The organism is Microbacterium arabinogalactanolyticum (genome assembly GCF_030268005.1).
GTDB classification, from domain to species: Bacteria; Actinomycetota; Actinomycetes; order Actinomycetales; family Microbacteriaceae; genus Microbacterium; species Microbacterium arabinogalactanolyticum.
This window is the reverse complement of record NZ_BRZC01000007.1, coordinates 554,598-566,450: the sequence shown is the minus strand read 5'-3', so window position 1 is coordinate 566,450 and position 11,853 is coordinate 554,598. Positions and strand designations below refer to the sequence as shown.

Below are 11,853 nucleotides of genomic sequence, written 5' to 3'. Positions count from 1 at the left end.
AGCCTGAACGGGTGACCACGACCGCTGCACTCCTCGCCGCTGCGCGGGAGCGGCTGGCCGGCGTCCCGCGCGAGGGGCTCGGCCTGCTGCGCGCTTCGCGCTGGCGGCGGGACCGGATCGTGCGGGTCGGCGATGCCTGGCATCTGGGCGTGCTGCTGCTCACCGACGACGGAGTGCTCGCCACCGGCGAGATCCTCCGCGCCGCCGAGGAGGTGCGCCGCGGGTACACCGCGGAATCGTCCCGGGCGCGCGCCGAGCGGCGAGCGATGGCCCGGCGCGGCGGATTCGCGGAGGGTGAGGTCGTGCATCTCGGCTGGGAGCGGCTGGACGCGGATGCCCTGGATGCAGGCGGGGCCTCCGGCCCGCTCGCGCTGCTCGACGGCGAACCGGCGGTGCGCTGGTCGGCGACGGGCGGGCTGATGCCGCTGGCGGGCTACCTGGACGAGAAGATCGCCCTGCTGCGGGGCTGACGTCCGTGTTGCGGGGTGCTTCGACAGGCTCCGCAACCAAGCCCATTCCGGGGGCGCTCAGCGCCCGAGCAGGGCGGGGAACCGCCCCAGCAGGTCGGCCCCGTCGACGGATGCCGACAGGACCATTCGCTCGGTGGCCGCGTACTCGCTCGGGTCGAAGTAGCCGGACGCGCGGTACACCGCCATCCGATCGGCGAAGTCCTGCGGTGACGCCTCGGGGTGGAACTGCGTGGCGTACAGGTGCTCGCCGACGCGGTATGCCTGCACGGGGCAGTCGTCCCTGGTGGCCAGCAGCACGGCATCCGGCGGTGTCTCGGCCGCGGATTCCTTGTGTGCGGTGAACACGCTCATCGCCGGCGCGTTCGGGCCGAAGAGCGGATCCTCCGCGCCAGCGGGGGTGAGGCGGATGCGCGCCGCCTGCACGCGCTCGGGATGATCCATGGTGACGCGGCCGCCCAGCATCCGCGTCACGACGCCGATCCCGTAACAGGTGAACAGCGCCGTGGCGGCGCCGGTCAGGGCACGGTCCGCGATGCGCTCCAGGTCGCGTTCGACCGTCTGCTGCGTCTCGTCCTTCACGGCATCCGTGACGTTGAACGGCGAGCCGCCGATCACGAAGCCGTCGTACTGCTGCCACTCGACGGTCTCCAGGGACGCGTGCAACAGGTCGAGGCGATCCAGTTCCGGGATGCCGAGATCGCGGGCGAAGGAGCGGTGCTCGGCGTCGGCCGCGCTGCGCTCCGGGCGCACGCAGACGTAGAGCACCGAGGACATGCGATCGAGTCTATTCGCGGATTTGCGCTCCACCGGGAATAGGCGTCATCATCTGTTGTTGAACTTGACAGAAGTACGCTCAAGTTTGAGAGGAAACCCCATGCCCAACGACTTCAACGAGGCGGGCTCGGGCTCGTTCGACGAGTTCCTGGCCCGTTACCTCGCAGGTGAGCAGGCCCGGCAGGCGCGATCGATCGACCTCAGCCGCTTCCTCACCGCGCGCACCCAGCAGATCCTGCAGCGTGCCGGTCGTTTCGCGCTCGAGCGCGGTCAGACCGAACTCGATGCGCTGCACGTCCTGCGCGTGATCGTCGCCGACGAGGCCGTCGCCGAGGCGATCTCCCGTATCGGCGTCGACCCCGCCGCCATCGTGGATGCCGTGGATGCGCGCCTGCCGATGCCCGGCGAGTCCTCCGACGACGGCGCCGCCACCATCACCCCGAGTGCCAGCCGGGTGCTGTTCCACGCGTACCAGGTGGCCCGTTCCTCGGGCTCCACCTACATCGAGCCCGAGCACGTCTTCTTCGCGCTTGTGATCGGTCAGGACGCCCCGTCGGGCCAGATCCTCGCGCGTGCCGGTGTCACGGCCGAGGCGCTCACGCAGAGCCTGCGCGGAGAACCGGTGCACGCCGGCGTCGCGCCGCAGGACGAGTCGGCAGAGAACCCGGCATCCGAGACCCCGATGCTCGACAAGTACGGCCTCGACCTCACGGCGCGCGCCCGCGCGGGCGAACTCGACCCCGTGATCGGCCGCAGCGTCGAGATCGAGCAGGCGATCGAGATCCTCAGCCGTCGCACCAAGAACAACCCGGTGCTGATCGGCGAGGCCGGCGTCGGCAAGACGGCGATCGTCGAGGGCCTGGCCCGTGCGATCGTCGAGGGCGCGGTGCCGGCTGCGCTGAAGGATCGTCGCGTGGTGTCGCTCGACCTGCCCGGGATGCTCGCCGGCACCCGCTACCGCGGCGACTTCGAGGAGCGTCTCACCAAGACCATGGACGAGATCTCCGCCCACAAGGGCGAGATCATCGTGTTCCTGGACGAGCTGCACACCGTGGTCGGCGCGGGCGGCTCGGGCGAGGGCGGCACGGATGCCGGAAACATCCTCAAGCCCCGCCTGGCCCGCGGCGACCTGCACCTCGTGGGTGCGACCACACTGAGCGAGTACCGCCGGATCGAGAAGGATCCGGCACTGGAGCGCCGCTTCCAGCCCGTGAAGGTCGGCGAGCCCTCCATCGAGGACGCAGTCCGCATCCTGCAGGGGCTGAAGCCCGCCTATCAGGAGCACCACGACGTGACCTTCACCGACGAGTCGATCCGCGCGGCCGTCGAGCTGAGCGCACGCTACCTGCCCGACCGGGTGCTGCCCGACAAGGCCATCGACCTGATCGATCAGGCCGGTGCCCGGTTGCGCCTGCGCCTCGGCGTCGTGCCCGACGTGAGCGCGCTGATGGCGGAGCTGGCCGATCTCGAATCCCGCAAGAACGCCGCGGTCGGCGCCGAGCACTACGAGGAGGCCTCGCGCATCCGCGACGAGATCGCCGACGTGCAGCGCCGGATCGACGAGTCGCGCACGTCTGCGTCCGGTTCCGCCTCGGGCGAGGCTGTCGTCGACGAGGCGCAGATCGCCGCCGTGATCTCGCGCGCCACCGGCATCCCCGTCAGCCGGCTGACGGAGAGTGAGCGGTCGCGGCTGCACGAGCTGGAGGCCGACCTGCACGCCCGTGTGATCGGGCAGGACGACGCGGTGACCGCGGTCGCGCGGGCCGTGCGTCGCAGTCGCACCGGGATGGGCGACGCCCGTCGCCCGGTCGGCTCGTTCCTGTTCCTCGGTCCCACCGGCGTCGGCAAGACCGAGCTGGCCAAGGCCCTGGCCGATCGCCTGTTCGACGACGAGAACGCCGTGATCCGCTTCGACATGAGCGAGTTCGGCGAGCGGCACACGGTGTCGCGTCTGGTCGGCGCCCCTCCGGGATACGTCGGCTACGACGAGGCCGGTCAGCTCACCGAGCGCGTGCGGCGCAACCCGTACTCGATCGTGCTGTTCGACGAGATCGAGAAGGCGCACCCCGACGTGTTCAACCTGCTGCTGCAGGTGCTCGACGACGGTCGTCTGACCGATGGCCAGGGTCGCACGGTCGACTTCCGCAACACGGTGATCGTGATGACCTCGAACATCGGCTCGGAGTTCCTGGCCTCGCGGTCGGGTGCGCTCGGGTTCGTGGCGTCGCAGGAGGCCTCGGGCTTCGCCTCCCAGGAGGATCTGAAGGCCCGTGTGATGGGCAAGCTGCGGGAGGCGATGCGTCCGGAGTTCCTCAACCGGATCGACGAGATCGTGATCTTCCAGAAGCTGTCTCAGACGGAGCTCGGCGAGATCGTGCGGCTCATGCTGCAGGCGACCGCCGCGCGGCTCGCGGGTCGTGAGGTCTCGTTCGAGGTGACGGATGCCGCGGTGGCCTGGCTGGGCGAGCACGGCTACGAGCCGGAGTACGGCGCGCGCCCGCTGCGCCGGCTGATCCAGAACGAGGTGGACGACCGCATCGCGGACCTGTTCGTCGAGGGCTCGCTGGTCGACGGCGGCCGGGTGGTCGTGGATGCCGCGGAGGGAGCCCTCACCGTGAGCTCGGCCGCCCACCTGGCGACGGCGGCCTGATCGGCTCGACCTCAGGTGCTTCGAATGGCCGCTTCACCCTCGGTGAGGCGGCCATTCCCATGACCTGTTCCAGCTGCTGAGCCGAGGGTCAGCGCGAGGAGTTCGCGGTGCGCCCGCGCACGATGCCGACGAAGGTCTCGACGTCGGGCGTGGTGACGTCACGCGGCCAGGCGAGGGCGACGGTCGAGATCGGGCCGTCGCGGAGGATGCGGTAGTCGGCGTCCTTGCGCTTGTGCAGTCGCGCGAGCGACATCGGCACGACCAGGATGCCGACTCCGGAGGCGACGGTAGCCACCGCGTCCTCGGTGGTCTCGATCGTGGGGAACCGCGGGGCGACGGTGGGGAGGTCCAGGGTGCCGAGCACGTCATCGCCCGGGGTGATCAGCACCTCCCCGGCGAGGTCGTCGGCGGTGAGATCGTCTGCGGCCATCAGGTGCGACTCCTTCGCCGCGATGACCACGGGAAGCTCGTCATAGAGGGGGATCACGTGCAGGTCCTCCGCACGCGCCACCGGCAGCCGCACGAGCGCGAGGTCGACCTCGGCGAGCTGCTCGCGCTGCTCGGCGAAGGACATCGGCACCAGCTCGAGCTCGACGTGCGGCATCCGCTCCTTCCAGGTGTCGATCCACCTGCCGGGCGTCGTGCCGGGGACCAGCCCGAGGCGAAGGATCCGCGGCTCCTCGGGTGCCGGTCGGGGCTGGGGCGACGGCTTCTTCGGCGCGGCCTTTCGTGCTGCGGGCTTCTGCTGCGCCTTCTTCGGCGCCGGCTTGCCCGGGCGCGGGCGTGCGGGGCGGCGCCGGTCGTTCTTCATTGCTTCAGCGTAACGAGGTCGCGGAGGTGCGCGCGAGAACAGGGGGATCGTCGAGGCCAGGAGGATTCTCGGCCGAAACGTCCTGTTCTCGGCGATGCTCCTGTTCTCAGGCCCGGCGAGCGGATGCTTCGCTCAGACCTCGGCGCGGATCGCCACGCAGCACTGGCCGACGTGCGGCTCGCCGTGCGCCTGCAGGTGCGTGCAGTCCATGCCCTCGAGGATTCCGCCGATCAGCGCGAGGTTGGCCGAGCACACCAGGGCGGTGTGATCGCGGGCGAGCGAGTCGAACGGGCAGTTGGCGAGCATGAGCGCGCCGTCCTCCTCGTGCGGCTCGAAGCCCTGGGCCGCGAGCACCGCGGAGACCCGATCGAGGTCCTCCGCGGGCTCGGCGGGTCGGGGAGCGGATGCGGCGATCTGCACGCCCTCGTCATGGGCGACGTCCGCGACGGCGCGGTCGAGGTCCGCGCCCTCGGCGGCGCGCTCGATGGCGCCCGCGAGCAGGTGACCGACGAGGTCGTAGCGGCGCTCGGGGAGGGACAACGAGATCGTCCCGCTTGCGCGCAGGTAGAGCTTGGACGGGCGGCCAGCGCCAGGACCTGTGCGTCCGGACAGACGGCGGAACTCGGTGTCCAGAAGTCCTGCTTCGACGAGCTTGTCGAGGTGAAAGCGGGCCATGTGCGCGGCGATGCCGACCGCGTCGGCGGCGGCATCCCTGCTGACCGGCTCGGTCTGCCCCGCGACGTACTCGTACAGGGCGCGCCGGGTCTCGTCGGCGAGGCTGCCGATGCTCGACGCCTGTGCGGTGATGTCCATGGTGACCTCTGGGAAAGCGACTCTATTTTTGACCTTATCCTCTTTTAGAGTCTGCAGTGGTCTGCATCAACGTTCAACTCTGGTTCGTGAGGCGGCGCTGCGCGCGCCGGATCAGTCCGACGAGCCCGCTGATGAGCACGAGTGCACCCAGGCTCAGAAGCGCGAACGCGGTGATCGTTCCGGGATTCAGGGAGGCGAGCCAGTCGGTCACGCTGTCGTGACGTTCGCGGTCGCTGAGCATCCAGATCCCGAACCAGGCGATCGCGGCGAAGCACAGACCCCAGACGATCGCGGCCCAGCGGGTGCGGGGTGGAGGAGCGGATGCCGTGGTCGGCGCCTCCGCGAGCGGGTCGGAACCCTCCGACGTGGGGAGGATCGATTCCTCGAGCGGGAGCGTCGCGTGCTCGGCATCGGGCGCGGACATGGTCTCGGGGAGCGGGACGGTCGGCTCGGTGTTCACTTCTCGGCCTCCTTGTCAGTGAGGGCGGAATAGGTGATGACGATGTCGCCTGCGTCTTGGTCGATGGTCACGGGGACGACGGTGATCGACGACGGCGCGTCGTGCGATGCCGGGTTCACGGGTGAGGAGATCGTCTCCCGGTAGACCGTGCGGCCATCAGCCCGCGTCGTGCCGGTGAAGGCGTCGTTCCCCCCGCCGACGGAGTTGCCCTCGGCGTCCAGTTCCATCCGATTGCCGTACACGTTGACGTCGCCGACCGTCGCGGTCAGCCGAAGCTCGACGCCTTCGCCGACGAAGATCTCCGTGTACCCGACTCCCTTGTGCACCGTCACCGGATAGGAATCACGATCCGCCGTGTTCTGGAGGTACACAAGCATGTTCCCGAAAGGCTGACGCATGGTGCCTTCCCGGACATTGCTCGCCGTCGCCTCGCCGAACGCCACGTTTCCCAACGTCGCCGCGCCACCCGTGATGAGGCCTGCCACCAGGGTCCCCGCGGTGAGGAACGCCAGGAATCCGCTCCGTCGCCGGGCGACCCCCGCGATCACCATGCCGAAGGCGAACACCAGCGATGCCGACAGCACCGCAAGGGCGCCCGTCGTGACGCCGGGATCCGACGACAGCAGCCACACGGCGGAGGCGACGACCAGAGCCACGCCGATGGTCGTGCCGACGTAGGCGAAACCTGCGCGCGGATTGGAGGCGCGGCGGATCCGGCGTCGCTCGGCCGCCTCGGCGGCGAACGCCGCGGCAGCGGTCTGCCGCTCGGCGCGGGCCTGATCGCGTGCGGCGCGCTCGGCATCCTGCTGCTGACGGCGCCACGCCTGGTCCTGCTGCTGCCAGGCAGCATGCTGGGCGCGCCAGGCGTCCAGCGCCTCGGCATCCGCAGGAGGGGCGGAGGGCTCGCCACCCGTCATCGGCAGAGTGAGGGAGGATGCCGGCGACTCGACCTCTGCACCCGAAGCAGAGTCGACGCCGGCATCCTCCTCTCGGATCTCCGCATCGACGGCGGCACCCGAATAGCCGACCGGAGCGGAGGGGAACGGGGGAGTCTGCGCCGCCGCTGAAGCCATTCGCGGGTCCGACGCGTCACCCCCCGGAGTGTGGCGCGCGGCGCGCACGATCAGGACGAGCAGGATGCCGACCAGCACCAGCCCGACGATGAAGAGGAAGACGCCGAAGGGACTCGGGCCGAATGTCTGGAACGAGTACGGGTTGATGATCCGCTCGACGAGGAACAGTCCGACGGTCGGCGTGACCGACAGCATTCCGATCAGGAAGCCGGCGAGGATCCCGAGCTGCGCGGGCTCGAAGCGGCCGCGCAGCAGCTCGCGCAGGTGGATGCGGCCCTCGGGGTCGGGGAGCAGCGCCCACGCCACGGCGTAGAGCAGGATCATCGGCAGCCCGAACAGGGCCGCGACGACGAGGATGCCGCGGACGATGAGCGGATCGATGCGCAGCCGCGACGCGATGCCCGCCGCCACGCCGCCGATCCAGCCGTCCGAGCGGGCCACGCCGAGGCCGGACACCCAAGCGAAGAACCGATCGGATCGTCGGGTGGTGTCGTGCGATGCAGGTCGCTCCGGTGCCGGAGGCGGGGCAGTCGGGAAGGTCATGCTTCGATCCTGTCGGCGCGCCGGCGGGCGCCGCCATGGGGTGATCCCCTGACTCGCCCCTGATCCTTGCCCCGGAGCCCCGGTTACGTCACGCGCGGATGGTTGGATGGCGTCATGTCCTCTTCAGCGCAGCATCCGCTGGTGCCTCTGGCGCGACCGCCGCGGGCCGTCCCGCCGCCGCGTCCGGAGCTGACGCGTGCGCGTGAATGCCTGATCTCGGGCACCGCCGAGGGGCTGGCGCGGCACCTGGGCGTGTCGACGGGGCTGGTGCGGGCGATGTTCATCGCGCTCACCGTGCTGAGCGGCGCGGGGGTGCTGCTGTACGTCTGGTGCTGGGTGTTCACGCCGTGGGAGCCGGGGAAGTCCGCGCCTTCCCGGAAGGCCCCGGTGGCATGGGTGCTGCTGGCCGTCGGGGCGCTGCTGGAGCTGATCATGCTGCAGCAGCTGGGCACCGGATACATGCTCGGCGTCTACCTGCCCGATCTGGGCGTGGACGGCAGCATGCCGATGCTGCTCGACCTCGGCATCCTGCTGCTGGGACCCGTCGTGCTGCTGGTCGGGGCTGCACTGTGGGCGGACCTCATCGATCGCATCGACCCGACCCGGGGACCGCGGCAGGCGGGCGTCGTGCGCGGGATCGCGGTCGTGCTGCTGGTGGTGATGGTGGTCGCGATGGTCGCGCGTCCGACCGGGCCGGTGCTCCTGCTCGCGCCGTTCGCCGGCCTGCTGGCGATGTTCGCCTCGTCGCTGATGCATCGCTGGCGCGAGCTCTCCGGCGAGCGGGTGCGTCGCATCCGCGAGGAGCAGCGCAGCGAGATGGCCGCGCACCTGCACGACTCGGTGCTGCAGACCCTCGCGCTCATCCAGAACCGCGCGGGCGCCTCCAGCGAGGCGGCCCGTCTCGCCCGGGCGCAGGAGCGCGAGCTGCGGGCGTGGCTGTACGACGGGGACGCCCCCGCCGACAGCGATCTGCCGACGGACCTGCGCGACTACGCGGGAGCACTGGAGCTCGACTATCCCGTGCACATCGACGTCGTCTCCGCCGGACTCTCCACCGAGCGGGCGAGCGGCGAGCTGGCTGCGGCGGCGCGCGAGGCCATGCTGAACGCGGCCCGGCACGCCGGCGGTGAGGTCTCGGTGTACATCGAGGGCTCGACGAGTGGCGTCGACGTGTTCATCCGCGACCGCGGCGCCGGATTCGACCTCGACGAGGTGCCGGGTGACCGCCTCGGGGTCAGGCAGTCGATCATCGGGCGGATGCGGCGGGCGGGAGGGTCCGGCACCGTGCGCAGCGACGAGAACGGCACCGAGGTGCACCTGCGGATCGCGGGGGCGCCGCTGCGATCGGAGGACGCATGAGCGACAGCATCCGCGTGGTGATCGTCGACGACCACTCGATCTTCCGCTCCGGCCTGCGCGCCGACCTGGACGAGACCGTCGAGGTGGTGGGCGAGGCCGCGGACGTGCCCTCGGCGATCGCGACGATCCGCGAGAAGATGCCGGACGTCGTGCTCCTCGACGTGCATCTTCCGGGAGGTGCAGGCGCGGATGCCACGGGCGGCGAGTCCGTGATCCGCGGCTCCGCTCCCACGACAGCGCGCTTCCTCGCGCTGAGCGTGTCGGATGCCGCGGAGGACGTGGTGCGGGTGATCCGCGCCGGCGCCCGCGGGTACATCACGAAGGGCTCATCGGGCGTGGAGGTCTCGAAGGCCGTGCACGCCGTCGCGGGCGGGGACGCGGTGTTCTCGCCGCGTCTGGCGGGCTTCGTGCTCGACGCCTTCGGTGCGGTGGCCGGCGAGACGGCCGCGGTGGACGACGAGCTGGATCGGCTGTCGGCGCGCGAGCAGGAGGTCATGAGGCTGATCGCCCGCGGCTATGCCTACAAGGAGGTCGCCGCCGAACTGTTCATCTCGATCAAGACGGTGGAGACCCACGTGTCCGCGGTGCTGCGCAAGCTGCAGCTCTCCTCACGACACGAGCTCACGGTCTGGGCATCCGAGCGCCGGCTGCTGTGACCGCGGGGATGGTCATGTCCCACTTCCGGCGGGTCACGGGCATCCGGACGCGCCGCTTCCGAGACGCGCTGGCGCGTTTGTCCCAGAAGGTGCGCGTGCGCCATGCCCACTCCCGCCGTTTCTGAGACACGCGTCGCGTGCGCGTCAGGGCAGCATCCGTCGCACCGGGAGACGACGGATGCTGCGTCCCGGGGCTCAGGCTGCCAGCCAGAGTCCCTTGCGATCGGTCGCGATGCGGAGACCAGCGGCGACGGTCTCGTCATCGCCGATCCGCGCCCCGCGTGCGATGCGCGCCCCCGCGCCGATCTCGGTGCGGACGCCGACATGCGCGCCGTCGCCGATCACGGCCCCCTGGCCGATGTGCGCGTGCGCGTCGATGTAGGCGTCTTCGCCGATCACGGCATCCGAGTCGACCCAGGCGCCGCGGGCGACGCGCGCCCCGGCTCCGATCTTCGCCCCGGGTTCGACATAGGCCCCGGCTTCGACGACCGCCTTGGGGTTCACCTTCGCGCCGTGCGCGACGAGACCACGACCGTTGACGTGCTTGCGGTAACGCAGCGTCTCGCCGTGGTCGTCCTCGATGTCGATGTAGTTCTTGCCCACGATTCCTCCCGTGTCCGGAGACTTCCGGATATAGCTACAACCACGGGTCGTACGATTTCATTCCCCATCGGGGATGCGGGTCATCGCTGGCAGTTCGGACACCAGAACGTGACGCGCTCACGGGTCGGATCCGCGCCGAGTGCACCCGTGCGGATGAGGGTTCCGCAGCGCCGGCACGGCCGGTTGGCGCGACCGTAGACCCAGTCGGTGAAGCCGCGGCGCGCGTCGCCGGTGAAGGTGCGATCGATGCGGTCGCGGTTGGCGCGGATGGTGCGCGCGCCCAGGTCGATGAGTGCCGGGACATCGACATCCGGGGTGGGCGTGGTGGGCAGGATGCCGCGCAGGAACAGCAGTTCGGCGGCGTACTCGTTGCCGAAGCCGGCGACGTTGCGCTGGTCGAGCAGGGCGACGTGGATGCTGCGATCGTCCGCGCTCAGCCGGCGGATCGCCTCCTCGGCATCCCAGGCGTCCGACAGCGGGTCGGGGCCCAGATGCCCGACCAGCTCGCCCTCGTCGCGGGTGGCGACGACCTTCACCTCGGCGATGTCGACGCCGACCGCCTCCCGGGCGGCCGTGCCCACGATCGCGCGGACCTTGAAGGCCGGATGCCGCCACTTCTCGCCGGTGCGGTAGATGCGCCACGTGCCGTCCATGCGCAGATGGGAATGAAGCGTGTGCTCGCCGATCCGCATCAGGATGTGCTTGCCGCGCGGCACCACCTCGTGCACGGTGCTGCCTGTCAGGTCGACGAGGGCGGCGCGGGGGACGCGCAGGTCGAAGCGCGTCACCTGCTGGCCGCGCAGGGCGTCGTCGAGGCGGCGCGCTGCCTGGAAGACCGTGTCGCCCTCAGGCACGGGGAGCCTCCGGGTCCGGCGCCTGCGCGAGCAGTTCGCGCGCCAGCAGCGTGGCACCGGCGACAGCGGTCGGCATGATGAACACGGCACCGAGCGGAACCATGAAGCAGAGCTGCGTCGCCACCCCGAAGCCGAGCAGCCGGGAACGGCGGGTGGCGAACAGCTGGGAGCGCTGGAAGCTCGGCAGATCGCGGGCGTTCAGTGCGCGCCCGGTCAGCTCGCGGGCCAGCAGCCGGCCGGTCAGCAGCACGCTGACGACGGCGGCGACGGCGGCGCCCACCACGGGGATGAGTCCGAGGATCAGCGCGAGCAGGGCGACCAGGATGCCCAGCAGCACCAGGCGGATGCTCTCGCCGAAGGCCACGCGCAGCCCGCCGTCCCCTTCGGGGACATCGCCTCCGACGTCGTTCTCGACGGCGCGCCAGATGCGCTGGTAGAAGGGATCGCCGATCAGCAGGGCGAGCGCCGTGAAGACCACGCTGGCGAGAACGAGGGAGCCGATGGTGATGACCGCGCCGATCGCGAAGCGCAGGGCGATGGCCCAGCCGGAGTCCCAGGAATCCGCGAACGGGGTGATCCAGCTCGTGATCGTGCCCAGTGAGAGCCACAACGGGATGAGCGCGGCGGCGAGCACCACCAGGGCGATCAGCCCGGGAACCAGGCCGAGGGCCATCAGGCCCGGCATCCGCTTCCAGTAGCCGAAGCCGCGCCCCAGGAACCGGATGCCGGTGAGGAACTCGCTGATCATGCTCGCCACACTATGACACTCCGCCGACCCGCCGAGCTG

Annotated in this window: 12 protein-coding genes; 4 read left to right on the top strand and 8 right to left on the bottom strand. The window is 70.6% G+C overall.

Annotation, left to right across the window (positions count from 1 at the left end; genetic code table 11):
- Nucleotides 1-11: 11 nt before the first annotated feature.
- Complete coding sequence (locus MIAR_RS14270) at nt 12-470, top strand: glutaminase (RefSeq protein ID WP_285637331.1); 459 nt, start codon at nt 12-14, stop codon at nt 468-470.
- Between the two features lie 57 nt (nt 471-527).
- Here MIAR_RS14270 and MIAR_RS14265 read toward each other — a convergent pair whose 3' ends face one another.
- Nucleotides 528-1,244 (bottom strand): glutamine amidotransferase-related protein, encoded by a 717-nt coding sequence (locus MIAR_RS14265; protein WP_285637328.1) that lies wholly within the window; start codon nt 1,242-1,244, stop codon nt 528-530.
- 100 nt (nt 1,245-1,344) lie between these two features.
- Here MIAR_RS14265 and MIAR_RS14260 point away from each other — a divergent pair, with 100 nt between their 5' ends.
- Nucleotides 1,345-3,894, top strand: coding sequence for an ATP-dependent Clp protease ATP-binding subunit (locus tag MIAR_RS14260; RefSeq protein WP_285637326.1), 2,550 nt, complete (start codon nt 1,345-1,347; stop codon nt 3,892-3,894).
- 88 nt (nt 3,895-3,982) lie between these two features.
- Here MIAR_RS14260 and MIAR_RS14255 read toward each other — a convergent pair whose 3' ends face one another.
- The 4 genes from MIAR_RS14255 to MIAR_RS14240 all read right to left on the bottom strand — a co-directional run bounded on the left by MIAR_RS14255 (nt 3,983) and on the right by MIAR_RS14240 (nt 7,594).
- Nucleotides 3,983-4,705 carry a LysR family substrate-binding domain-containing protein gene (locus MIAR_RS14255; RefSeq protein ID WP_285637323.1) on the bottom strand — a complete coding sequence of 241 codons (723 nt, stop codon included), beginning with the start codon at nt 4,703-4,705 and terminating at the stop codon, nt 3,983-3,985.
- Between the two features lie 132 nt (nt 4,706-4,837).
- Complete coding sequence (locus MIAR_RS14250; RefSeq protein WP_285637320.1) at nt 4,838-5,518, bottom strand: helix-turn-helix transcriptional regulator; 681 nt, start codon at nt 5,516-5,518, stop codon at nt 4,838-4,840.
- A gap of 73 nt (nt 5,519-5,591) precedes the next feature.
- Entirely contained in the window at nt 5,592-5,978 is a 387-nt protein-coding gene (locus tag MIAR_RS14245) for a hypothetical protein (RefSeq protein ID WP_285637317.1), read from the bottom strand.
- On the bottom strand, nt 5,975-7,594 hold the full coding sequence (locus MIAR_RS14240; protein ID WP_285637314.1) for a PspC domain-containing protein: 1,620 nt from the start codon (nt 7,592-7,594) through the stop codon (nt 5,975-5,977). The genes MIAR_RS14245 and MIAR_RS14240 overlap by 4 nt, the downstream gene beginning before the upstream one ends.
- 114 nt (nt 7,595-7,708) lie before the next feature.
- On the opposite strand from MIAR_RS14240, the gene MIAR_RS14235 reads away from it, so the two are divergent.
- Nucleotides 7,709-8,953: an ATP-binding protein gene (locus tag MIAR_RS14235; RefSeq protein WP_285637312.1), complete on the top strand. Its 1,245-nt coding sequence runs from the start codon at nt 7,709-7,711 to the stop codon at nt 8,951-8,953.
- Complete coding sequence (locus MIAR_RS14230) at nt 8,950-9,609, top strand: LuxR C-terminal-related transcriptional regulator (RefSeq protein ID WP_285637310.1); 660 nt, start codon at nt 8,950-8,952, stop codon at nt 9,607-9,609. The genes MIAR_RS14235 and MIAR_RS14230 overlap by 4 nt, the downstream gene beginning before the upstream one ends.
- Nucleotides 9,610-9,804: 195 nt before the next feature.
- Here the strand turns inward: MIAR_RS14230 and MIAR_RS14225 are convergent, their stop codons facing one another.
- The 3 genes from MIAR_RS14225 to MIAR_RS14215 all read right to left on the bottom strand — a co-directional run bounded on the left by MIAR_RS14225 (nt 9,805) and on the right by MIAR_RS14215 (nt 11,814).
- Entirely contained in the window at nt 9,805-10,212 is a 408-nt protein-coding gene (locus MIAR_RS14225) for a transferase (protein WP_285637308.1), read from the bottom strand.
- Between the two features lie 80 nt (nt 10,213-10,292).
- Entirely contained in the window at nt 10,293-11,066 is a 774-nt protein-coding gene (locus MIAR_RS14220) for a DNA-formamidopyrimidine glycosylase family protein (protein ID WP_285637306.1), read from the bottom strand.
- The gene (locus tag MIAR_RS14215; protein ID WP_285637304.1) at nt 11,059-11,814 is read right to left on the bottom strand and encodes an EI24 domain-containing protein; all 756 of its coding nucleotides are present in this window, start codon (nt 11,812-11,814) and stop codon (nt 11,059-11,061) included. Before MIAR_RS14215 ends, MIAR_RS14220 begins: the two co-directional genes overlap by 8 nt.
- Nucleotides 11,815-11,853: the final 39 nt, after the last annotated feature.

Bases quoted from the DNA above. Each gene is read 5' to 3' on its own strand.
- MIAR_RS14215 (WP_285637304.1), bottom strand. From the start codon at position 11,814: ATGATCAGCGAGTTCCTCACCGGCATCCGGTTCCTGGGGCGCGGCTTC.
- MIAR_RS14240 (WP_285637314.1), bottom strand. From the start codon at position 7,594: ATGACCTTCCCGACTGCCCCGCCTCCGGCACCGGAGCGACCTGCATCG.
- MIAR_RS14255 (WP_285637323.1), bottom strand. From the start codon at position 4,705: ATGAAGAACGACCGGCGCCGCCCCGCACGCCCGCGCCCGGGCAAGCCG.
- MIAR_RS14265 (WP_285637328.1), bottom strand. From the start codon at position 1,244: ATGTCCTCGGTGCTCTACGTCTGCGTGCGCCCGGAGCGCAGCGCGGCC.
- MIAR_RS14250 (WP_285637320.1), bottom strand. From the start codon at position 5,518: ATGGACATCACCGCACAGGCGTCGAGCATCGGCAGCCTCGCCGACGAG.
- MIAR_RS14235 (WP_285637312.1), top strand. From the start codon at position 7,709: ATGTCCTCTTCAGCGCAGCATCCGCTGGTGCCTCTGGCGCGACCGCCG.
- MIAR_RS14260 (WP_285637326.1), top strand. From the start codon at position 1,345: ATGCCCAACGACTTCAACGAGGCGGGCTCGGGCTCGTTCGACGAGTTC.
- MIAR_RS14230 (WP_285637310.1), top strand. From the start codon at position 8,950: ATGAGCGACAGCATCCGCGTGGTGATCGTCGACGACCACTCGATCTTC.